The organism is Asaia lannensis NBRC 102526, from assembly GCF_024054035.1.
Lineage (GTDB): Bacteria > Pseudomonadota > Alphaproteobacteria > Acetobacterales > Acetobacteraceae > Asaia > Asaia lannensis.
In genome coordinates, this window is sequence record NZ_JAMXQU010000003.1 from 1 (window position 1) to 23,599 (window position 23,599).

Genomic DNA, 23,599 nt, shown 5'->3' on the forward strand with positions numbered 1-23,599 from the left:
GTATCGACGTCTCACAAGCCATGATCCTCGTCGCCATGGGCGCCAATCTCACCCGCAGAAATGCCCATCCGTGAGTTTCCAAACAGGCTCTTGGCCAAAGCAGTCCCGGTCTCTTCTTCTCTGATAGTGCCAACCCCTTGGATGGTTATGGCGATGCCCAGCTATTACGGAGCATGAGGCGCCCTTCAGTGGGGAGAGGCAGCGAAGCAAAGGATGCCTCTGCCTCATTCAGGCCGAAAAACCGTTCATTTTCGGGAAGTCAATGGCGCGAACTGCGGGTCTCGAACCACGCGACAGAGCGCATAGCATGTCAGAGCACCGCATGTATTTTCAGGCCGATTGCATCGACCTGGGGTTTATCCGCCTGCAGGTTCGTACGCCAGATATGCTGATAATCCGGCTGAATCGACAGCCCACGAAAGGCATGGAAATTGTACGTTGCCTCGAACGTCATGAGATGACTCTGGGGATACGTGGCATTTCCTGGCAGGGACAGCCCGCGCCGGAAACGTATCCATTGTGAGTCGACCAGCCGGGAGCTCGCAAAGGTTTCCGACCATTCCACACCAACTGTGTCCTTGGGGCGGGATCTGAACAGTCCACGATCGACAACTCCGGCATAGACCTGCCAGTCATAGGCGCTGTTCTGCCCCTGGCTTTTTGTTGCACCAGCGAGCACGTAAAGACCCTGCAGGGGACCATGGCCATTGCGCACCAGCATCTGGTCACCCTGTATCCAGACCTGTGTCTTGCCGTTGGTCCAGCGATAGGGAAGTCCCGTCACAGCTGCGGGATTCATGTTTTTATCGAAATAGACGTCCCGGTAATTCGAGGAATCGTAACCGACGCCGAACTTGTAATGCCCGACCAGCTGGTTTTTCCCGAAAGAAGGAATGAGACCGATCTCGGTCGGGATATAGACCCCGGTATAGAGCTCGGTCCCCATGCGAAAGCCGGTACGGTCGTACTGGTTCGTATTGAGATAGGGGTTAACACCGTAAAGCCCGGACTGAACGTAGATACCGTGTAGCGGCCAGTAGCGCAGCCTCGTGCCCCAGGTCGACCCCGGGTATGTTCCGTAACCGGCAGCGGTTCGGGTCAGGGATTTAGGTATGCCGCAATTCGACTTGTTCATGAATGTGCAGAACAGGGGCGAATTGGCAAAATCTATGTTGACCGGCATTTTACCGAGCGCAATCTGCATCCTGTTACGCAACAGATCCTGCGTACCGTAAACATAGACGAGATGAACCCCGACATTTCCCCCACCGCCATATATCTCCTGAAATCCGTTCAGCGATTTCTCCCCCAGATCTGACGCGAGATTGTGCCCGGCACGATTGACGATCACGGCATGGGTCACAAAGCCCTTCCAGCCCACAATTTTCGACCAGTCCAGATCGAGCTCCATGCCGATCTGATGGGTGTAAGAGGCATCGCCCGCATGGCCTGCGTTCAGTACCATGGCACTCTCGCTGGTATAATCCACAACAATACCGATGCCATGACGGTTCAGTTTCCGGACCAGACGCTCCCAGGGAAGAACCATGCTTTCAACCGGCGGCGTGAACGGTGTGTTTGCGTAGGACGTCGGCGTATCCAGCGCGAAAAGCGGCGCGGTTTCCGAAATCGGCCCGCGATACTGCGCCTGCGCCGACACCGCCGTAAAACAGAGCGCGACGGCGCAAAGTGCCGTGTGCGACGGACCGAAAACACGCGTCAGTATCGACCCTGCGCGCAGCAGGTATCCGTCACGAAACATGAAAAACATGATCGACTGTCCTGATGATCAGCTTCTTGTGTGGTCAGCCCCCGACGCGCGGCCTATTCGTTACGCGCTTGGTCCCGCGCTATTCAGGAGTTGACCTGCGACACGACCGCCAGGACGCCGGAGTGAAATCCGTCGCCCCGGCCTGAAGGTCCGGCGCCGTACATGCCCTGAATAATGCGGCTGTTCCCTATCGCGCCGGGAGCGTTTCGAGCGCCGGCTGCGATCTGACCGGGTCGGCAGACGGCGCTGGCGCGAAGACAGGGGTCAGCAGCGGCACGCCTGAGAAATGGGCTGTGACATTGTCGAGTACGAGTTGCCCCATGGCAGTACGTGTCTCGATGGTTGCACTGGCGCGATGAGGCTGAAGAACGACATTGTCCATCGATTTGAGTGCATCGGGCACCCTGGGCTCATCGGCAAAAACATCAAGCGCCGCGCGCCCCAGACGGCCGTCCTGCAGAGCCTCGACGAGGGCCTCTTCATCGATGACGCTGCCCCGTGCGACATTGACGAGCAGGCCCTCCGGGCCGAGCGCATCGATGACATTACGCCCCACAAGGTGCCGCGATTGCGCACCGCCCGATGCTGCTACGATCAGGACATCGCTCTGATTTGCAAGCTGCACCAGATCGGGGATGAACGGTATGCCGGGCAGGGCAAGGTCACGCCGGCTGAAATAGGCGACCCGCATGGCGAAGGCCTGTGCCCGTCGGGCAATGGCCTGTCCGACCTGACCCATTCCCACGATCCCGAGACGCGCGCCCGAGACCTTGCGGGCAAGAGGTAGTCCCTGACGTCCCCAGAGATTGTCACGCACAAGCCGGTCACCGGGCAAAAGATCGCGCATTGCTGCCAGCATGAGCGCCATACCGAGATCGGCCACGTCATCGGTCAGCACATCGCGCGTTACCGTCACGGCAATATTCCTGCGCGATGCCTCCACAAGGTCGACTGCATCGGTGCCGATACCGTTGATGGCGATGAGTTCGAGATCGGGGAGGGCATCCATCAGTTGACGGGGAACGCCAGTTCCACCCCCGGTTACGACAGCACGGACAGACAGGCCGCTGGAGAGTGGCTGGTTGGCCCAGCGGTGCACGACGTAGGCTTCATCGAGTGCTTTCTCGATGGCGGGCATCATCGGTTCTACAAGAAGGATATCGGGTTTCATCGTGGCGTTCCTTGAGCTGGCTGGAAGGCTTTCGTTGTTCAGGCGTCGGGTATGGTGAGTGTAACGGGCGGCAGATGAGCGATCTGGGCCGTCGCCGTTGTACCCGGCGGCACGAAGATCGTGTCGGTCATGGAGCCCGTCGTGACGGAGTGTCCGGCCAAAATGGGCAAGCCACGCGCTGCAGCATGATTGGCAAGCCAGACAAGCAGGCGTCTCGGATCGCCCGCAGAATTGCCACCGATATGTTCGATCACCCGTCCGTCGCTCAAAGCGAGGCGAACCGTCTCACAGACCGGGCTCAAACGACGCCAACTCTCGCTACCGCGCCCGATGACAAGCGCTCCGTGACTTGCCTGATCGGCAAGATGAGCAAGACGTGGCTGGGTGTTCGGCTGCTCGAAACGCGTATCGATAATCTCGATCGCCGTATGAATGCTCCCGATTGCATCCAGCACCTCATTCAGTGTCCAGGGCCGCTCGCGAGCCGGAAGATCGCGATGAAAGCGATAGACCAGCTCGGCCTCGACACCGAAATGCTTGCACAGACCTCGTGGGAGTTCGGTATCCCCGTCAAAGAGCGTCGCATGGTGAAGCGGCGCAGCAAACGGCTCGGCTTCCGGCGCGGGCGCACCAACCTTCCAGCCACACACTGCCCCCTGGTCAGGCACCATAGCGCGCGCAAGCTGATCCTGAACAAGATAGGCTTCTGCTTCATCACGCGGCGCGTCGGACAACAGGAGTGCCGAGAGAGGATCAGCGCCAGCCCTGACTTTCAGAAATTTTGCCGCAGCTGGATGAAGGACGGAGGAGACCACGCCGGGCGACATGCAGTCATCGAAAAGCATCATGGTAGCAGACAGTCACAAGAGGAACAGGAGCGCAGGCTCAGACAGAAAATCCGAATGGTGAGAAATGACCCTGCGTTGGATCGCTTCCCTGGATGGCAGAAGGAATGGGGGACTACAGGGCATCGTCCTGTGCCATCAGATCGCGCCCTTTCGTTTCGGGAACGTAAAATGTCGCGATGATGGCAAGGCAGGCGAGAAAGGCGACATAGATCGAAAGCGGGATCCACGCATATTTGCCGCTTCCCACGCCGCCGATATGAAAGCGCGCAAATAATGCGATGAGAAACTGTCCCACCATGGGTGAGACACCGCCTGCGATGACTGAAGAGAATTCGCGTGTGAACGAAACCGCCGTATAGCGATGACGCAGACCGAACATCTCTGGCAGAAGGGCCCCTTGGGTTCCGAACATACCCCATGTCGCAACACCGAGCGCAAACGACAGAGCGATCGCTGACGGAACAGGATGTCCCTGGCTGAAGACATACCAGACAGGGAGCGCGCTCACCGCCTGCAGGATGGCAAAACCACGATAGATACGTATGCGTCCGAAGCGGTCGCTCAGCCAGCCTGCAACAGGGATGGTTATACCCCCGACAAGTGCTGCGCCGATAAGGACGAGAGTGCCCCATTGGCTGTTCATGCCAACCGTGTGGACAAGATAACTGATCGCAAGGACCTGATAGATCGACGATCCGCCGTTTTCGGCCATACGCAGGCCCATGCCAGCGAGGATCGGCCGCCAGGAGGAGGTCAGAATCTGACGGATCGGAGCGGTTTCCTCGTAGCGTTCATCCTCCTTTATTTTGGCGAAAGTCGGCGATTCCTTGAGGCGCAGCCGCATATAAAGTGCGATCAGAAGCAGGACCGCGCTACCGACAAAAGGCACACGCCAGAGCATGGTCTGCGTAATGTCCGGCACGCCGGTCAGCATGGCATAATAAATGAGTCCCGCAGCGACCGTACCGATCTGTATGCCAAGGAAGGGCAGGGCAGCATAATAGCCGCGACGCTGCCTGGGCGCGCATTCGGTCATCATCACCGCCGCACCTGCCTGTTCGGCTCCCGCGCCGAAGCCCTGGGCCATACGCAGGAAAACAAGAAGAACCGGCGCAAATATTCCTATGCTGTTATAAGAGGGGATTAACCCGATCATGGCGCTGGCGAGCCCCATAAGGGTCACTGTCAATAGCAGCACGCGCTTTCGCCCGTAACGGTCGCCGAGACGTCCGAAAAAGATGCCACCGAGCGGTCTCACGGCAAAACCGATGAAATAGGTCGCAAAACTTGCTACGAGCCCGAGCCCCGGAATGCGGCTCGGGAAAAACAAGGGTGCGAAAATCAGCGCCGAGGCGAGGCTGTAAAGCGCGAAATCATAATATTCCATCGCGCTCCCGATGGAGCAGGTCCATGCAGCGCGACGTAGCTCTGCCGCAGACATTTCCGGGCGCTGTACCTCTGCCGTCGCAGCGGGAGAAGATCGAAGGGGCAGGGATGCGCCGTTGCGCATAAAGGCTACACCAGCCATGTCGGTCCCTCCTGCGTATCTGCATTCCAAAGGGCATCAGAGGAAACGATCCCCACAGGAATGGGGCTTTCCGCTTCTCTCAAATCGATTGCTGTCATCACATATCATCCTGCCCCGAGACGATTTTCAGCCCTCGTTCTACCTTTTAGATCGATCCAAAAATCGGATGCGGATCAGAAACAGCGGCGAACCGGGAAGCACGTGTACGGAACATCATTGAAGCTAACAAATCTGTAATGACGATAGAACGCGAATTCGAAACAAAAGTCACAGATTAAATGTGACATGCATATCACTCCTCTGTGATACCTCGGGATGCAGCGCGCTGGATGCGATTTCCGCGCACAGCCGTGGACGGGCCTCAGGCGCTGTGACGCAGAACGAATTCGGGGGCAATAACCTCCTGCTCGACGCGCCTCGTCGGTCTTGCGATACGTTTCTCCAGCAGGCGTGCTGCAGCAAAACCAATGCGGGTCGGCATGGTCGCGATTGTTGTCAGTGTTGGATAAGCCGCACCGGCTGCCGGTATGTCATCCATTCCGATGACAGAGAAATCCCGCCCGGCTTCCAGGCCTCGTCGGCGGAGATGGGTCATGACAGCCAACGCGATGATATCGTTATAGCAAATTGCGGAATCGGGCGGGGAGGTACTGTCCAGCAAACGGTCGAAAGCTGCCTCGTCATACTGGCTGTCACGCGTTCCCGCGATCGCCGGCATGGGAGTCAGGTTAAGGTGCGCGCAGGCCCGTTCATATCCGGAAAGTCGCGCACGCGCCGCCGAATGGACGTCCATATCGCCGATATAGACAACACGCTTTCTTCCGCTTGCCCTGAGATGGGAGAGGGCCGCATCGATCCCGGCAGCATAATCGACGGTCACATAATCCCGCGTCGTGTCGGGTATTTCACGCAGAACCTGCACGAAAGGGAGGCCGAGCCTGTCGATCTCCTCGAAGAGACGATTATCGCTTCCGATTGCGGGGCAGACGATCAGACCATCGACATTATGCTCTCTCAGCCGCTGGATCTGTCGCGCCTGACGCTCCGGCGATTCACCGCTATTGGCAATAAAACAGACACTGCCCGACAGGTCGTTGGCCTGCTCGACGCCTGCAGTAAGGGCGCTGAAAAACGGATTGGCTATGTTGGATAACACGAGCCCGATTGTACCTGTACGCTTTTGTCTCAGGTTCGCAGCGCCCCGATTATAGATATAGCCCAGGCGCATCATCGCCTCGCGCACTTTCTCCCTTGTCGCGGCGGCAACTAGCGGACTGTCGCGCAGCACCAGCGATGCGGTTGCGCGTGAAACGCCTGCTTCTCTTGCAACATCCAGAAGACTGACCGAGGCTCCCCCCGCTTTTATTTTCATTTCAAACTATCTCGCAAGAAAACATGCGGGCAATCGAGTACCCTGCATACCGTTATAAAATCCATAATGCTCCCGGAGAGACGCCAGACCCGCTCTGCATTCCGGTTTTTGACCCACAGGTTGAATAAAGTCTCGCCTCTGCCAAAGAATATAGTCTGCAAGTTTCCACGGGCGCCGTGTTAGCATATTGTAATACTCGACAGGGCCCGAACTTAGCGCAGTTTGTCACTGGACCGAGCGAAACGCATCGCCTAGAACCCCGCCAATTGCTTCACCCGATGCCGTGACGGATCTCTCCCGGTCACAGCGCGACAGTGAAGACGAGCAGTTTGAAACTTCGGCCCGACCGGACAGGCGATCAAGCCACTGGTCGGTAATTTGACATAGTAGCGGCAGGAAACGCGCCGTCTGTATCGATGGGCAGGCATGTGCGCGAAAAACGACCTATAGGGGATATCACCTTGGCAAAAGCAGCCCGTTCCCGGACAACGACACGCAAGAGATCACAGGCAGGCTCACCTCAGCCGAAACCTGCCGTGACAGCAGCTTCGGAAGCGGTCCAGCCGGAAGCGACGCAACCGGAAACCGTTCAGCCGGATACCGTCACCCGGCCCGAAACCGTGATTGCAGAGGCAAGCCCTCCCGAGATCGTCGAGACATTGACGGACGTTCGGGCCGAAGCACCCGTCGAAGCTCCGTCAGAAGCAGAGCCTGCCCTGGCTGCGCAGCAGGAAGAAAAGGGGAGCGCCTACCCTGCTGAAGCCCTGTATTTCGACGCCAACTGGTATCTTGCTGCTTATCCCGATGTCGGCGCATGCGGTATCGATGCCGTCGAGCATTTCATGACCCATGGCTATCTCGAAGGCCGCGATCCCAACGGTCATTTCAGCGTGGCCGAATATATTGCGGCAAACCCGGACATTCCCTTGACGATCAATCCATTCCTGCACTTCATCATGCATGGTGCTGCTGAAGGTCGTCCGCTTCGTCGCTGAGCAGGGCTGAAGGGCACCGCAGAAGAACGAACAGGCAAGGATGACACTGGTGCTGACACGACGCTCGATACTGGCTGCGGCTTCGGTCGCACCCTGCCTGTACGGTACCGGCCTTGCCGCTCCATCTGGCCACAAGGCGGCGACATCCAAGGCGCATGCGCATAAGAGCCATGCGGCGCCGACCGGCGATTACGCCGCTTTTCTCGCATCGATACGCCGCGAAGCCCTTGCGAAAGGGATTGCAGACTCGACGATCTCCCGTGCATTGGCACTGACCGTTCAGCCCAACGCACGCGTCATCAAGCTCGACAGGCATCAGCCGGAATTCACGCTTACCTGGGCACAATATCGTGAGCGCGTGATCGGCACCACGCGCATCAGTCAGGGCCAGGCGGCCTATCAGCAGCGATCGGCACTCCTCGAAGCGACCGGCAAGATGTACGGCGTCGATCCTCGCGTCATTGTCGGCATCTGGGGGCTGGAATCCGGCTTCGGTCGCAAGATCGGCACATTTTCCGTTGTCGATGCGCTGGCTACCCTTGCCTATGACGGCAGACGCGCCAGTTTCTTTCGCGGAGAGCTGTTCAAGGCGCTCCAGATACTCGACCATGGCGACATACAGCCGGAATCCATGCTGGGTTCCTATGCCGGCGCCATGGGGCAGCCCCAGTTCATGCCGAGCGCCTATCTCCATTATGCAGTCGATGCCGATCACGACGGACGGCGCAATATCTGGACCAGCGAGGCCGATGTGTTTGCCTCTGTAGCCAACTACCTGCACGGCAGTGGCTGGAAACCGGATGAGCCATGGGGGCAGGCGGTCCAGCTGACCAGAGACATTCCCCAGTCCCAGCTCGGTCGTGGCAACAAACAGAGCCTCGCTTCATGGATGGCACTGGGCGTGCGCCGTGAAGATGGGTCAGTCTTCTCACGTCAGGACGTCACCGGCGCCGTGCTGCGCCCGGACGGCCCGGGCACCGAAGCGTTCATGGTCTATCGCAATTTCGATGCGATCCGACGCTATAATCCATCCGATTTCTATGCCCTCGGCGTTGGACTGCTTGGCTATGCAGTCGCTTAAGGCGCTCGCCCTGCTGCTTGGCAGCGTCACGACCCTTGCCGGTTGCCATCACGACTCAGCCCCGCCAGCGTCGACACCTCGCTATGTTATCGGAACGGCGTGGCAGGGAAGCGACTCATGGTTCTACCCGGCGGAGCATTTCGATCTCTCGGAAACCGGCCTGGCCGTCGTTGAGACCGCCCCCGGAAACGGCGTGACATCGGATGGCGAAATCTGGTCTGCCAACGCCATGACAGGCGCCCATCAGACACTGCAGTTGCCTGCGGTGGTAAGCGTGCGCAATCTGGCGAACGGGCGTATCGTAAGGATCAGACTGAACGACAGAGGGCCTTCCAGCGCCGGGCGCATTCTTGCCGTGACGCCGCGCGTGGCGGCGCTCCTCGGGATGGACAACAAGCCGACCCCGGTCGAGATCGTGCAGGATGAGGCCATCAGCCGACAGATTGCCGAGTCCAACCCGGAAGCACCGAAACTTGAAATTGCAGCAGCGCCGCGCGAAGCGATCGTGGCGCAGTCGCTCGATGACGGAAGCACCAGAACACTCGGAATGAAGCAGAGCGATCGCGAGACCGGCGCAAAAACCCTTTACCTGCCTGACATGCCCCAGACAGTCACGCAGGGTCAGGCAGAAGCTCCCTATTACCGGGTGGTTCTGGGCAGTTTTTCAGGTCATGCTGCCGCGGCGCGCATTGCAGCCCAGTGCGGTGCCGATATTACGCAAAATGGTGGCCGCGCGGGATCATTACCATGGTTGGTTGCACTCGGCCCCTTCACAACTGTGCCCGAGGCGGATAGGGCATTAGCACAAGCGCGCCAATGCGGTGGCACGGGCGCCCATATCGTGGCCAAATAAGGTGTTGACGTGCGGACAAGACGTTTTCTGCTCTCTGGTGCGGCTGGGTTAGCCGTTTCAACTCAGTTTGCTTTTGCGCGTCCCCGACGCGGCAAGACCGCATCGGCCGCTGCCGCTTCGGCTTCTTCCGCTGCTGCTGCGCCTTCGGGGTCTCCCGCCTCGACCCCGATCGGCCCTCTGGACACCGTGGCACGCTGGGCGTGCATCATCGACTTCGAGACCGGTGCGACCCTGCTTGAAAAAGCGGCTGACGAGCATATGCCGCCATCGTCGCTGACCAAGATGATGACGGCCTACATCACCTTCGGCATGCTGCGCGCGGGTCATCTCACCCTGACGCAATCCCTCCCTGTCAGCGAAAAGGCATGGCGCACGCAGGGCTCGAAAATGTTCGTACCCCTCGGGCAGAGCGTCACCGTGTCCGATCTGATCGAAGGAATGGTTATCCAGTCGGGCAACGACGCCTGTATCGTCCTGGCCGAGGGCATTGCCGGCTCTGAAGAACAGTTCGTCAATTTGATGAACCAGACGGCAGCAAAGCTCGGTATGACAAACACGCATTTCATGAACTGCACGGGGCTTCCCGATGAGTCGCAGTATATGAGTGCACGCGATGTCTGCCGCGTGGCCATGCATCTGATTCGCGACTATCCCGAGTATTACCATCTCTTCTCGGCAACCGAATTCACCTATAACGGCATCAAGCAGGGCAACCGCAACGTTCTGGTCGACAAGGGTCTCGCGGACGGTCTCAAGACGGGTCATACCGATGCGGGCGGCTACGGGCTTTGCGCCAGTTCCAAGCGCGATGGACGTCGTGTGATCATGACGATCAACGGCACAAGCTCGATGAACGAACGCGCCCATGAGGGTGAGCGCCTGCTGGGCTGGGCCTTTGCCAATTTCGAGAACGTCACCCTGTTCCATCATGGCCAAGTGGTCGATCATATGCCGGTCTATATGGGCGAGGCAGCCGACGTCGCCCTTGTCGGCACACGCGATATCGTGCTCACCCTGCCGCATGGATGGCAGCAGCGCAGCAAGATAAGCGTGGAGTATCCATCACCGGCCATCGCTCCGGTCATGGCGGGTCAGACGCTCGGTGCGCTTGTTCTGCAAAATCAAGGCATGCCTGACATACGTCTCGATCTGGTGGCCGCCAATGCCGTGCCCCGCCTCGGCCTCGTGGGGCGTGCCCTTGCACGCCTGGGCCATGGTCCCAAACCTGCGCCCCATAGCTAAGGCGTGAGCGGGCTTTTCATAACCTTCGAGGGCGGAGAGGGCGCGGGCAAATCGACCCAGACCCGTCTCCTCCATGCGGCACTGACCAAAGCCGGGCACAAGGTCCTGCTCACGCGTGAGCCCGGCGGCTCTCCCGGTGCAGAGGCGCTGCGCGAACTGATCCTGTTCAACGAGGCACCGCTCTCGCTTCGTGCGCAGGCTCTTGCCCATATGGCAGCACGTGCCGATCATCTCGACAGCGTAATCCTGCCTGCGCTGGCACGCGGCGAAATCGTCATCTGCGACCGGTTTCATGATTCGACGCTCGTCTATCAGGGCTACGGGCTGGCCAAAGGCGATGAAGCCACGCTTCGCTTCATCGGCGCACTCAGGTCACTTCTCGCCTGCGAACCCGACCTCACGCTGCTGCTCGAAGTCCCTCCGGAGGTCGGCGCGGCGCGCATCGCAGCACGAGGAGGGAAGCCCGACCGCTACGAACAGGAACAGGCCGATTTCCATGCGCGTATCGCCGAGGGATTCGATCGCATCGCCCTGCAAGCTCCTGAACGCGTCAAGCGCATCGATGCCTCGCACAGCCCCGAGCATGTTGCCACTACCATCGAGGCTCTTGTCGCGCCCTATCTCGGATCATGACCGAATCAGGCCACCCTGCCATCCCGTCGCTGATCGGGCATGAGGCAGAAAAGCGCATTTTCCGCCAGGCTCTTGCCTCCGGTCGCCTCCATCATGGCTGGCTGATTCACGGCGAGTCAGGGATCGGCAAGACGGGGTTTGCCTATGACTGCGCGCGGCTACTGCTGAACGGCACCGATCTGCAAAGTCGCGCCGGCAGACAGATCACGGCCGGCACCCACCCCAATCTGCTGCTCATTGCCAGACGCATGGACGACAAGCGCAAGCGCATGCGTCAGGAAATCGTGGTGGACGACATACGTCCGGTGCAGGACTTTCTGCATCACACCGCCGCCGACGGTTCCTGGCGCGTCGTGATTGTTGACGGTGCAGAAACGCTCAACCGCAATGCGGCGAACGCCCTGCTGAAACTTCTTGAGGAACCGCCCTCGAATACGGTTTTCTTTCTCACCTGCCCGACGCCCTCGGCTCTTCTGCCCACGATCAGGAGCCGTTGCCGTCTTCTCGCGCTCAGCCCGCTCACTGCCGAGCAGACAGGCGCAGTGCTGAGCGCCCATGGGAAGAGCCCGTCCGAGACAGAACGACTGGTCGCACAGGCTCAGGGCGCGCCGGGCCGCATTCTTTCGTCCGATCAGGGCACGGATCGCTCCGCACGGGCGCTGGCAACGCAGATGCTCGACGGCGCAGACCGCCCCGACAGCGAAGCGCTCACCGCACTGCTTCGTCACGATGACGGTTTTGCGTCGCTTTGTTCTTTGCTAGGAGAGGGGCTTGCGAACCGCGCCAGAGCTCTGGCCGGGCAGGGGAAGCTTGTCGAGGCCAGCAGGGCTGCCGAAGCTTTCTCGGCTCTGCAAACGCTGCAACGCGAGACCGAGCGGTTCAATCTGGACAAGAATCAGGCTGTCAGACAGGCAGCCGTCATAGCGAGTGCCCCATGACCTCACGTTACTATGTCACCACCCCCATCTATTACGTGAATGGCGCACCCCATATCGGTCATGCCTACACCTCGATCGCTGCCGATGTCCTCGCACGGTTCAATCGTCTCGACGGCAAGGATGTGTTTTTTCTGACCGGTACCGACGAGCACGGACAGAAGGTCGAACAGGCCGCCCAGACAGCCGGTGTCAACACACAAAGCTTTACGGACGGTATCGCGGCCGATTTCCGCAGCATGGCCGACGCCATGGGCATCTCCTATGACGATTTCATTCGTACCACCGAGCCGCGCCACAAGCAGGCCGCGCAGGCGCTTTGGGAAAAGGTGGCAGCCAACGGTCATATCTATCTCGACGCCTATGAGGGCTGGTATGCCTTGCGTGACGAGTGCTTCTACTCTGAAGACGAGCTGACCACGCACGCCGATGGACGCAAGACAGCCCCTACCGGTGCACCGGTGGAATGGGTGCGCGAGCCTTCCTATTTCTTCCGTCTCTCGGCATTCGAAGACAGACTTCTCGCGCTTTACGAGCAACACCCCGAATTTCTCGGTCCGTCGGGCCGACGCAACGAGATCGTCAGCTTCGTCCGACAGGGGCTCAAGGACCTCTCGATCAGTCGTACCAGCTTCAAATGGGGGATTCCTGTCCCCAACGACCCGGACCATGTCATGTATGTCTGGTTCGATGCGCTGACGAACTATCTGTCCGCTCTTGGCTATCCCGATTTCAGCGCAGAGCGCATGAAATACTGGCCGGCCTCTGCCCATATCGTCGGCAAGGACATTATCCGCTTTCATGCCGTGTTCTGGCCTGCCTTCCTGATGGCCGCAGAAATCGAGTTGCCCAGATCGGTATTCGCCAATGGCTGGTGGACGATCGAAGGCGAGAAGATGAGCAAGTCGGTCGGCAACGTTATCGACCCGCGTGATCTTGTGGCCAGCTACGGCCTTGATCCGGTGCGCTTCTTCCTGTTGCGTGAAGTACCTTTCGGCGGCGATTCAGATCTCAGCAAGCGCTCGCTCGTCAATCGTCTGAATGTCGAGCTCGCGAACGATCTCGGCAATCTTGCCCAGCGCACGCTCAGCCTGATCGCCCGTAACTGCGAGGGTCAGCTTCCAGCGTTTGATACGCTCAGCGAAGACGATACAGCGCTGCTCGCTTCGGCCTCGCTCCTGCCGGAGCTGCTGCGCGGCCAGCTGTCGCGTTTTGCACTGACTGACGGGCTCGAGGAGGTGTGGAAGCTCATACGCGCCTGCAACTCCTATATCGACCGCCAGGCCCCCTGGGCGCTCAAGAAGACCGATCTCGTACGTATGGCAACCGTCCTGCGCGTCTTGCACGAGGCATTGCGTCATATCGCCATCATGCTGCAGCCCTACATGCCCGGCACGATGGACAAGCTGCTCACGCAGCTCGGCGTTGCCGAAAGCGCGCGCGATTTCGCATCGCTTGCAATCCCGCTTGAAGCCGGAATCGCCCTGCCTGCGCCTCAGGGCCTGTTTCCGCGTTATGTCGAGCCAGAGAACGCCGCGTGAGCGAGAAGCACATGACAGGTCTTATCGACACACATTGCCATCTGGACCGGCTTGACGATGTACCCGCGGCCCTCGCTCTTGCGAAGGAACACGGACTGTCGGGCATGACGACCATCGGTACGCGCCTGTCCCGCGCGCAGACGCAGATCGATCTGACCCGTTTCGACACGCCTGAGCTGCGTATCTGGTGCGCCATAGGAACCCATCCCGACCATGTGGGCGAGGAGGAGCCGCCACTGGTCGAGACGATCATCGACCTTGCCGAACCGGAAGGCGTGATCGGCATCGGTGAGTCGGGGCTCGATTATCTTCACGGTGCACCGCCCGTGCGCGAGGCACAGGCCCAGAGCTTTCGTGTGCATATCGATGCCGCACGCAGGGCCGGGCTTCCTCTGGTTATTCATGCGCGTGAAGCCGATGACGACGTTGCATCCATCCTGCGCGACGAACACGAAAAAGGAGCGTTCCCGTTCCTGCTCCACTGTTTTGCATCGGGGATGGACCTCGCGCGTACCGCTGTGGAGCTGGGCGGTTATATCAGCTTCTCGGGTCTGCTGACCTTTCCTAAATGCGAGACCATACGCGAGGTTGCGCGCGCCATGCCGGCCGAGCGTCTGCTGGTCGAAACCGATAGTCCGTTCCTCGCCCCCGTACCCCGTCGCGGAAAACCCAATACGCCGGGTTATGTCGCCTACACGGCTGCCCGGCTTGCGCAGGAGCGCGGGCTGGAGAACGAGGCCGTCAACGCACTCACAACACGTAATTTTCATGCCCTGTTCAGGCGCGCCGCATGAAAATCACCGTTCTCGGTTGCGGCGGTTCGGGCGGCGTGCCCATGGTGGGTGGCGAAAACGGCGAGGGGATCTGGGGCGCCTGTGACCCCGGCAATCCGCGTAACGAACGCACGCGCTCGTCCATCGTGATCGAGGCGGATAGCGGCAGACGTCTCCTGGTCGATTCAGGCCCTGACCTGCGCGCTCAGCTGCTGCGCAACAGAATAGGCGTGGTGGATGCGGTTCTCTATACCCACGAACATGCCGATCATGTTGCGGGGCTGGACGAGCTGCGTGCCATCAATCGCATGCTCGATGCGCCGCTACCGCTCTACGCAACGGAGACGGTCATGCAGGAGCTCGAAGCGCGCTACAGCTACGCATTCCGCCCCTGGAGCGGCACGGGTTTTTTCCGTCCAGTTCCGGAGCCGCATATCATCGGGATGACAGATCGTTTGAGTATCAGCGATCTCGACGTGCAACTGTTCGAACAGCGCCACTATCGTATTCCTACCATAGGTCTGCGCTGCGGCGATTTCGCCTATTCGACCGATGTCGAATATCTCAGCGATGCCTCTCTCCATGCCATGCGTGGCGTAAAAACCTGGATTGTCGGGTGTTTCCAGTACGATCCGCATGTTGCCCATGCGTGGGTCGATCTCGTTATGGAATGGTGCGACATTATCAAACCGGAGCGCACGATTCTTACCCATATGGGTCCGGCGCTCGATTACGAAGCGCTCCGCCGGGTCCTGCCCGAGGGGATCGAGCCCGGTTATGACGGCATGGTTCTCACCCTGTAATTATTTCTGCAATTAACCAGTTTTTTGTTGAAGCGCGGTTCAACATCGCGATAGCGTTCGTGTATCGGGTCAGTCCGGTCCTGTTTGTTACCGTGTGAATTCCCCTCAAATCCGGCCAGTCCGGGATATTTCATCCTCGTGCTGGAGCTTCCTCAAGCTCCGCACCTGTTGTCGTCTCTCATAGCCTGACTTCCCGACTTATCGCCTGCATTCCTAGCGGGGGGTGTGACCGTTTCGCCCCCGGCCCAGTGGCAGGCTCCATCGGAGCATACGAGTCATGAGTTCATTCTCGGACGTCTTTACGCTGGCATCTTCCTTCCGTGAGGAACGCCGGGAAACAGAGATGTCACTGGCTTCATATCTGTCTCTCTGCCGTGAAGACCCCAGCTGCTATGCAAGCGCTGCTGAGCGTATGCTCAAGGCAATCGGCGCGCCGGTGATGCTCGATTCCGCGCGCGATCCGCGTCTCAGCCGTATCTTCATGAATCGCACGGTACGCACCTATCCCGCCTTCGCCGATTTCTACGGCATGGAAGATGCGGTCGAGCAGATTGTGGGGTTTTTCCGCCATGCCGCGCAGGGGCTGGAAGAGCGCAAACAGATCCTTTACCTGCTCGGTCCGGTAGGAGGGGGCAAATCATCTCTGGGCGAGCGTCTCAAGACGCTGATGGAACGCGAGCCCATTTACGTGCTCAAGGCAGGCAAGCAGATCAGCCCCGTTTTCGAAAGTCCGCTCGGATTGTTCGATCCTGAGCGCTACGCGGCGACTCTTAAGGAACAGTATGACATCCCGCGTCGTGTCCTGACCGGTATTGCAAGCCCCTGGGCGCTCAAACGCCTCGAGGATTTTGACGGCGATATCTCGCGTTTTACGGTCGTACGCCTCAACCCGTCGAAACTGCGCCAGATTGCCATTGCCAAGACAGAGCCTGGAGACGACAACAATCAGGATGTCTCGGCGCTGGTCGGCAAGGTCGATATCCGTCAGCTTGAGAATTTCAGCCAGAACGACCCCGATGCGTACAGCTTCTCGGGCGGTTTGAACCGGGCCAATCAGGGCATTCTCGAATTTGTCGAGATGTTCAAAGCACCGATCAAGATGCTTCATCCGCTGCTAACGGCCACGCAGGAGGGCAATTACGTCGGCACGGAAAACATCGGCGCCATACCGTTCACGGGTGTCATTCTGGCCCATTCGAACGAGGCCGAATGGCAGTCTTTCCGCAACAATCGCACCAACGAGGCTTTTCTCGACCGTGTCTGCGTTATCAAGGTGCCTTACTGCCTGCGCGTGACTGAAGAGTCGAAAATCTATGAAAAGCTGATCCAGTCCTCTGCTTTGGGCAACGCGCCCTGTGCGCCACACACGCTCGAGATGCTTGCACAGTTTGCCGTGCTCTCACGCCTGAAAGCACACCCCAATTCTACCCAGTTTGCCAAAATGCGCGTCTATGACGGCGAAAATATACGCGAGACCGATCCCAAAGCCCGCGCCATGCAGGAGTACAAGGACAGCGCAGGTGTCGATGAAGGGATGGAGGGTATCTCGACACGTTTTGCCTACAAGGTGCTCTCGGCCACATTCAATCACGATCCGAGCGAGATCTCGGCCGATCCCGTTCACCTCATGTATGTGCTTGAACAGGCCGTAAGACGTGAGCAGTTCCCGGCAGAGACCGAAGCATCGTATCTCGCCTCGCTCAAATCGGATCTGGCGCGACGCTACGCCGAGTTTCTCGGAAACGAGATCCAGAAAGCCTATCTGGAGAGCTACAACGATTACGGGCAAAACCTGTTCGACCGCTATCTGGACTATGCCGATGCATGGATCGAGGACCAGGATTTCAAGGATCCCGATACAGGCCAGTTGTTGAACCGCGATCTGCTCAATGCCGAGCTGAGCAAAACCGAAAAGGCCGCGGGTATTGCCAACCCCAAGGACTTTCGCAACGAGGTCGTGAAATTTTCCCTCCGCTCACGGGCCAGTAATGGGGGCCGCAATCCCTCATGGACCAGCTACGAAAAAATTCGTGACGTGATCGAAAAGCGCATGTTCAGCCAGGTTGAGGATCTCCTGCCTGTCATCAGTTTCGGGTCGAAAAAAGACACCACGAGCGAACGCAAACACGACGAGTTCGTCAGCCGCATGGTGGCACGCGGCTACACCGAACGTCAGGTGAGGCGTCTGGTCGAGTGGTATATGCGCGTCAAACAGTCGGCCTGATTTCACCCGTTTCTCTCTTACGGAGCGTTTTATGGAAATCATAGACAGGCGCCCGAACCCACACGGCAAGAACACCGAGAACCGCCAGCGCGTCCTGACAAGGGCGCGCCAGGCCATTCAGACCGCAGTGCGCGACGCTGCGGCACAGGGCCGCATACGCGAAATAGGGCAGGAGAGTGCGGTCTCCATTCCTGCCGACGTCCTACACGAACCGAGCTTTCATCGTTACTTCAGCGGTGGCACACGCCATTTCGTGCTCTCCGGAAACAAGGAGTTCGTTAAAGGCGACAAACTGCGTCGCCCACCCGGTGGGGAAGGTGAGGGCGGCGGCGAGGGGAGTGGCGCGGGCGATCAGGGCGGCGGAGAGGATTCGTATCGCTTCGTCCTCTCAAGGGAAGAATTTCTCGATCTGTTCTTCGACGATCTTGAATTGCCTGATCTCGTCAAACGCGAGATCGCCTCAACCACCACACTCGCCACCAGCCGTTCGGGGCTTACGAGCGACGGCTCCCCTTCGCAGATCGATCTCGGCCGTACCATGCGCCGCTCGATGGGCAGGCGTATCGGTCTCAAACGCCCCAAACCACAGGAACTGCTCGATATCGAAACCGAAATCGAGACGCTGGAAGAAGCGCGCCCTCTGTCTGAACCGCAATTCCTCCTCCTTCAGACCTTGCGCGACCGGCGCGACCAGCTGCGTCAGCGTCTTGCGCGCATTCCCTGGGTCGATCCGGTGGATCTGCGTTACAGACGTTTCACCCCGGTACCGAAGCCGACCACGCAGGCCGTGATTTTCTGCGTCATGGACGTCTCGGGCTCCATGACCGAGAAAATGAAGGAACTGGGAAAACAGTTCTTCCTGCTGCTTCATGTGTTTCTGGAGAAACGCTACGAAAAGCTGGAGATTGTTTTCGTGCGCCATGCCGAAACGGCAGAGGAAGTCGATGAAGACGTGTTCTTTTCCGATCCCCGCACCGGTGGCACCGTCGTCTCAACAGCACTCGAACTGATGCATGGTATCCAGACCGAGCGTTTCCCGACCGATAAATGGAACATCTATGTCGCTCAGGTCTCTGATGGCGACAATATTTCTTCAGACATGAACAAGGTAAACCGGCTTATGACAGAGTCGATCCTACCGGTTGTCCAGTATTTCTCCTATGTCGAGGTCAGTATGGGCGGGGCGCTCCTACGTAATGAAACGGATCTCTGGCGGGGCTATAAAGCCATCGCCGACACGGCCCCGCAACTTGCCATGCGTCAGGTACAGGATCGACGCGACATATTTCCGGTTTTCAGAGATCTGTTCGTCCGTCGCACGGCCGAACGGGCAGGGGAGTGATCATGCTCTACACCGGCACCGACTGGACCTTTGCAACGCTCCGCGACTGCTATGGAGAGATCGATCGCATCGCAAGCGAGGAGCTCAAACTCGATACGTATCCAAACCGTATCGAAATCATCACGTCCGAGCAGATGCTCGACGTTTACACATCGCATGGCATGCCGATCAGCTATCCTCACTGGTCTGCAGGCAAGCGTTTCGTATCGCATGAAAATGCCTATAAGCGCGGCCTCATGGGGCTCGCTTATGAGGTCGTGATCAATTCGAGTCCGTGCATCAGCTATCTGATGGAAGAAAATACAGCCACGATGCAGGCGCTCGTCATTGCGCATGCAGCATTCGGGCATAACCACTTTTTCAAGAATAACCGTCTTTTCCGGGAATGGACGGATTCGTCCCAGATCCTTGATTATCTCGAATTCGCGCGCGGTTATATTGCGCGTTGCGAAGAAAAATACGGGCTCAAGGCAGTCGAGCGTATTCTTGACGCTGCGCATGCGCTGCAAAATCAGGGGGTCGACCGGCATACAGGAAGCAAGCGCCTCGATCTTCGTCAGGAACAGGAACGCGCGCGGGAGAGGCGCGCCTATGAGGACGAGCAATTCAACGATCTGTGGCGCACGCTTCCCGAAGGTCAGACGCAGAGTCAGGGCAGTGGCGGAGCAGACGATCAGGCATCCGGTCTCGGCCTTCCCGAAGAGAACATTCTCTATTTTCTCGAAAAACATGCGCCCCGTCTCGCAAACTGGGAGCGCGAGATTATTCGTATCGTGCGACTGATCGCCCAGTATTTCTATCCCCAGCCGCAAGCCAAGCTTATGAACGAGGGCTGCGCAACCTGGGTGCACAACTTCATCATGCACCGACTGCACGACAAGAACCTCATAGACGACGCAGCGATACTGGAAGTCATTCATTCGACCAGCAATGTCATCACGCAGCGTGGTTTCGACGAGGGGGGAGGGCCGAATTTCAATCCTTACGCGCTCGGCTTTGCCATGATGACAGACATCGCCCGCGTGTGTACGGAGCCGACCGAAGAAGACCGTCGCTGGTTCCCGGACCATGCAGGCAATCAGGACGCGATTGGAACCTTGCATCATGCCTGGGCAGAGTACCGTGATGAGAGTTTCGTACAGCAGTTCCTGTCACCGAAGGTCATGCGGGACTTCAGGCTCTTCCGGCTGGAAGACGATCTCACGCAGCCATATCTGCTCGTCGATGCCATTCATGACGATGCTGGCTATCGCGATATCCGACGGTCGGTTGCCGCATCCTACGATCCCGGATTGCTGGCAGAAGAGATCGAGATTGTCGGGGCAGATCTGACGGGAGATCGCATCCTGCGGCTGGAGCACCGGACGCGTCCGGGCAAACTGCTGCAACCTACAGATGCACGACTGACACTTGAGCATCTGGGCGCGCTCTGGGGCTATGGCGTCATCCTCAAGGAAGTCGACAGTCAGACTGGCGCAGAGCTGGGAAGCTACGCGCTGGCGTGACGACCATTAGGCGCACGCGCCAAGGACTATGCCGACGCGTTACAGCATAGTCCTTTGGCGCGACCCAGGGTCACAGACCGAGACAAGCCCATATCTCCATATGCAAGTTGGCATAATATATCTTATCGAACTTTTATATCGGCGTGAGAGGAGAGGCTTTACCGGTCCAATCATGCCTCTACGATCACGCCATCTTACGCGCTCCGGATGCAGCGCCGAACGAACAATACCGAACACTTCCGGTCTGGTCCTGCGCGCTGACACCCATGCCCGTCCGAGCTTTACGCACCCGCCTCCGGCGGCTTCACCGGCTTGATCATTTCCCGCGCAGGTATGAACGGCTCTGTATCGGCCCCGAGCACCAGAGAGAGACGATGCCCTTCCGCAAGCCGCGCTTCTGCCCGCTCATCGATCGTCCGTCGCACAATCGGATAATCCTGTACGATACGCCGGAACAGATGCGCAGGAATTGCCAACAGATGACAGAACTGGAGCGTTCGCACTGTCCCACGGGAGAACGTATCATTGATAAGCGGCGCAGCGCCGATCAGATCCCCTGCCCCGAATTGCACATCCTGCTCGGCAATATGCACCTCCGCCAGACCCGCCACGACGGCATAGACCATCTTGATCTTGCCATTGCGCTTGAGCAGAACCTCACCCGGCGAAGCGAAACGCAGCGAAATGCTCATCGCCAGATCGTGCAGCACGCCGTCGGGCACTCCACGAAAAGCCGGGAAAGAGCGCAATCTCTGCTCGATACCGCTCTTGAGATTGAACCGTAACGGCTTTTCAAGGCGCTCCTGACGTTTCTCAACGTCTTTAAGCAGCTCGCGATGGAGTTCCTCACTGATCAGATTGTCATTGAGAAGCTCATCATATTCCTCCTCCTCGAGACGCAGGGCAATCTGGTGCAGAATGCGGCTCTCCAGCGCTTCGGAATAGCCCTGATAGTGCAAGCGCATCATTTCGAGTGCATCGTCGAGCATACGCCTCTGACGCCCCAGAACTTCCGAGACGATCTCGCTGATACGCGACCCAAGTGTCGGCTCCAGCCGCTCATGCATGAAGCGCATGAGAGAGAGTGAGACGAGATGCGCGATCACCAGCATCTCGAACCGCTCTGACATGCAATGCATCAGGGGTTTGTCGATGTGAAAACGCTGATGAAGCATCTGCGCGATACGAAAACGCAGCGTCGGCCGCAAACGACGACGCAGGGCACGCACATAACCATAACGGCCTTCGAGCCGTGCCCCGTCGACCATCGCTTCCGCAGAGCGCAGCAGCGTCTCCATCACGCGTCGTGACAATCCGCGTATGCGAAACAGGTCGAGCAGCAATGAGCGCTCGCGATTGGCGATGGTGATCAGAGCCAGCGTAACGCGCTGACGATCGCCCAGAGCGGTATCGAACGTATTGGCCTCGTTCTCTTCCTGAGCCCGTCGCTCGATCTGACCGATAATCGTTTTCTGGGTCCCTGCCCCGAACCCGAGCTCATCAGCAAGGTCGTGCGTCCGCTCCGCGACCTGCGCGAGGCCGCTGCTCAGCACCTGATGACGCATGGCCTGATCGATTGCCGGCAACTGGTCGAGTTTGAGAAACACCACCAGATAACGCAGCGTGGTACCGTTCACCAGAAGCGTGATCAGGACGAAACCCGTTGCGATAATCCCGATGAAATGAGCGGTGGAGGTCGAGACGCGCTGGTTCTCCGTTACCGCAAGAGCCAGAGCGAGTGTAATCGCTCCACGCAGGCCACCCCAGACCATGGTCGTCTTGAAAGGCGCTGGCACAGGTGGCGACAGCTTGAATGCCGCAAGGATCGGCAACAATCCGAAAACCACGGCTCCACGCGCCAGCAGACCGGCCACGGTGGCAATGAGAATAAGCACGCAGTCCCAGCGCGTCATGCCGATCAGCAGTCGTGGCACGAGCATGGTCGCCAGAACGAAAACGAGCGATCCGGCCCAGAATACCAGCTGCACCCACAATTCGTTCAGAAAACGCCAGACCTGCGGGCGGAACGTGGAGGGACCGTAAACCGAGAGTGTCAGCCCCGAAGCCGCCGTAGCGACAACACCCGAGAAACCGAGGAATTCATCGCACAGGATGTAGACGATATAGGGCAATGCGAGGGTCAGGGTGATTTCCGCCGCAACCGAACCGCCGAGCCCGGCAATCATCAGCAGGGTCAGGCGACCCACTGCCACGCCCACGATAATCGCGCCACCGAACGAGGCAAAGAAGTCTATAACTGTCTCACCGAGCTCGATGTGACGGTGCGACGTGACAGAAGCGAGCAGGATCGAGAAAATCGCAATGGCTGCGGCGTCGTTCAGCAGGGCCTCACCTTCGACCAGACGCGTCAGACGCGATGCCGCACCGATTTCACGGAAAATTCCAGCCACTGCAGAGGGATCGGTCGTGGCAACGATGGACCCGAGCAACAGACAGACCACCATGCTCTGCCCGGCGAAAGGATAAAGCGCACCACCGATCGTCAGCGTTGAGACCAGTACGGCAACGACGGCGAGAAGCAGAACTGTGGCTGTCTCATGCGCAAGGCGACGCACATCGATTGCGAGCGCGCCCTGAAAAACCAGAATAGGCAGAAAAATGAGGAGAAAGGCTTCACTATTGACCGGAAAATAGAGCAGCGTTTCCGCCGCCCCATCGAAAATCTCGGTCAGTGATGAGCGCAGAAGCAGATCAGCGGCGGCACCGATCCCGATCCCGGCCAGCGCAAGCAGTACCGTTTCCGAGACTTCAAGTCGTCGGGCCAGAGGCTGCACAGCACTGATGAGAACCATCAGAAGTGCCAACGCCAGAATAACGGCAGCCAGTCCCGTCACCATCATGGGTGCTTGTTCTCCCTCATTGTCTGCATTCCTTGTAGTCTATACGCGAAGCTTCACGTCTCCGCGAGGCCGCCTCCGGTATTCTGAATGAAATATTACTTCATTTCGTGGTGCGTCGAGC

At 58.7% G+C, this 23,599-nt stretch carries 18 protein-coding genes; 12 read left to right on the forward strand and 6 right to left on the reverse strand.

All coding sequences use genetic code 11. The annotated features are described in order from the left end of the window. Nucleotides 1-310: 310 nt before the first annotated feature. From NF685_RS04915 to NF685_RS04935, 5 genes are all read right to left on the reverse strand, one after another. A complete protein-coding gene (locus NF685_RS04915; RefSeq protein WP_252848835.1) occupies nucleotides 311-1,771 on the reverse strand; it encodes a carbohydrate porin in 1,461 nt (486 codons plus the stop codon). Nucleotides 1,772-1,958: 187 nt separating this feature from the next. Further along, a complete protein-coding gene (locus NF685_RS04920; protein ID WP_252848836.1) occupies nucleotides 1,959-2,942 on the reverse strand; it encodes a 2-hydroxyacid dehydrogenase in 984 nt (327 codons plus the stop codon). Between the two features lie 38 nt (nucleotides 2,943-2,980). Next, a complete protein-coding gene (locus tag NF685_RS04925; RefSeq protein ID WP_252848837.1) occupies nucleotides 2,981-3,790 on the reverse strand; it encodes a 2-keto-4-pentenoate hydratase in 810 nt (269 codons plus the stop codon). Between the two features lie 112 nt (nucleotides 3,791-3,902). Then, complete coding sequence (locus NF685_RS04930; protein WP_252848838.1) at nucleotides 3,903-5,318, reverse strand: MFS transporter; 1,416 nt, start codon at nucleotides 5,316-5,318, stop codon at nucleotides 3,903-3,905. 361 nt (nucleotides 5,319-5,679) lie between these two features. After that, nucleotides 5,680-6,690: a LacI family DNA-binding transcriptional regulator gene (locus NF685_RS04935; RefSeq protein ID WP_252848839.1), complete on the reverse strand. Its 1,011-nt coding sequence runs from the start codon at nucleotides 6,688-6,690 to the stop codon at nucleotides 5,680-5,682. A 536-nt stretch (nucleotides 6,691-7,226) separates the two neighbouring features. Between NF685_RS04935 and NF685_RS04940 the strand changes: the two genes are divergently transcribed. From NF685_RS04940 to NF685_RS04995, 12 genes are all read left to right on the forward strand, one after another. Then, nucleotides 7,227-7,685 (forward strand): hypothetical protein, encoded by a 459-nt coding sequence (locus tag NF685_RS04940; protein WP_252848840.1) that lies wholly within the window; start codon nucleotides 7,227-7,229, stop codon nucleotides 7,683-7,685. Between the two features lie 40 nt (nucleotides 7,686-7,725). Then, entirely contained in the window at nucleotides 7,726-8,766 is a 1,041-nt protein-coding gene (locus tag NF685_RS04945; RefSeq protein ID WP_252848841.1) for a lytic murein transglycosylase, read from the forward strand. Further along, entirely contained in the window at nucleotides 8,753-9,619 is an 867-nt protein-coding gene (locus tag NF685_RS04950; protein WP_252848842.1) for a septal ring lytic transglycosylase RlpA family protein, read from the forward strand. Before NF685_RS04945 ends, NF685_RS04950 begins: the two co-directional genes overlap by 14 nt. A 9-nt stretch (nucleotides 9,620-9,628) precedes the next feature. Further along, the gene (locus NF685_RS04955; protein WP_252848843.1) at nucleotides 9,629-10,861 is read left to right on the forward strand and encodes a D-alanyl-D-alanine carboxypeptidase family protein; all 1,233 of its coding nucleotides are present in this window, start codon (nucleotides 9,629-9,631) and stop codon (nucleotides 10,859-10,861) included. Between the two features lie 3 nt (nucleotides 10,862-10,864). After that, nucleotides 10,865-11,494 (forward strand): dTMP kinase, encoded by a 630-nt coding sequence (tmk, locus tag NF685_RS04960; protein ID WP_222547333.1) that lies wholly within the window; start codon nucleotides 10,865-10,867, stop codon nucleotides 11,492-11,494. Continuing rightward, a complete protein-coding gene (locus NF685_RS04965; RefSeq protein ID WP_252848844.1) occupies nucleotides 11,491-12,432 on the forward strand; it encodes an AAA family ATPase in 942 nt (313 codons plus the stop codon). The genes tmk and NF685_RS04965 overlap by 4 nt, the downstream gene beginning before the upstream one ends. Beyond that, complete coding sequence (metG, locus tag NF685_RS04970) at nucleotides 12,429-13,970, forward strand: methionine--tRNA ligase (protein WP_252848845.1); 1,542 nt, start codon at nucleotides 12,429-12,431, stop codon at nucleotides 13,968-13,970. The genes NF685_RS04965 and metG overlap by 4 nt, the downstream gene beginning before the upstream one ends. An 11-nt stretch (nucleotides 13,971-13,981) precedes the next feature. Beyond that, nucleotides 13,982-14,764 carry a TatD family hydrolase gene (locus NF685_RS04975; RefSeq protein WP_252849066.1) on the forward strand — a complete coding sequence of 261 codons (783 nt, stop codon included), beginning with the start codon at nucleotides 13,982-13,984 and terminating at the stop codon, nucleotides 14,762-14,764. Beyond that, nucleotides 14,761-15,546 carry an MBL fold metallo-hydrolase gene (locus tag NF685_RS04980; protein WP_252848846.1) on the forward strand — a complete coding sequence of 262 codons (786 nt, stop codon included), beginning with the start codon at nucleotides 14,761-14,763 and terminating at the stop codon, nucleotides 15,544-15,546. The genes NF685_RS04975 and NF685_RS04980 overlap by 4 nt, the downstream gene beginning before the upstream one ends. Nucleotides 15,547-15,823: 277 nt before the next feature. Then, a complete protein-coding gene (locus tag NF685_RS04985; protein WP_252848847.1) occupies nucleotides 15,824-17,770 on the forward strand; it encodes a PrkA family serine protein kinase in 1,947 nt (648 codons plus the stop codon). A 31-nt stretch (nucleotides 17,771-17,801) separates the two neighbouring features. Then, nucleotides 17,802-19,112, forward strand: coding sequence for a YeaH/YhbH family protein (locus NF685_RS04990; RefSeq protein WP_252848848.1), 1,311 nt, complete (start codon nucleotides 17,802-17,804; stop codon nucleotides 19,110-19,112). A 2-nt stretch (nucleotides 19,113-19,114) separates the two neighbouring features. Further along, entirely contained in the window at nucleotides 19,115-20,617 is a 1,503-nt protein-coding gene (locus NF685_RS04995; RefSeq protein ID WP_252848849.1) for a SpoVR family protein, read from the forward strand. Nucleotides 20,618-20,898: 281 nt separating this feature from the next. Here NF685_RS04995 and NF685_RS05000 read toward each other — a convergent pair whose 3' ends face one another. Further along, nucleotides 20,899-23,478: a cation:proton antiporter gene (locus NF685_RS05000; protein ID WP_289847383.1), complete on the reverse strand. Its 2,580-nt coding sequence runs from the start codon at nucleotides 23,476-23,478 to the stop codon at nucleotides 20,899-20,901. Nucleotides 23,479-23,599 lie beyond the last annotated feature (121 nt).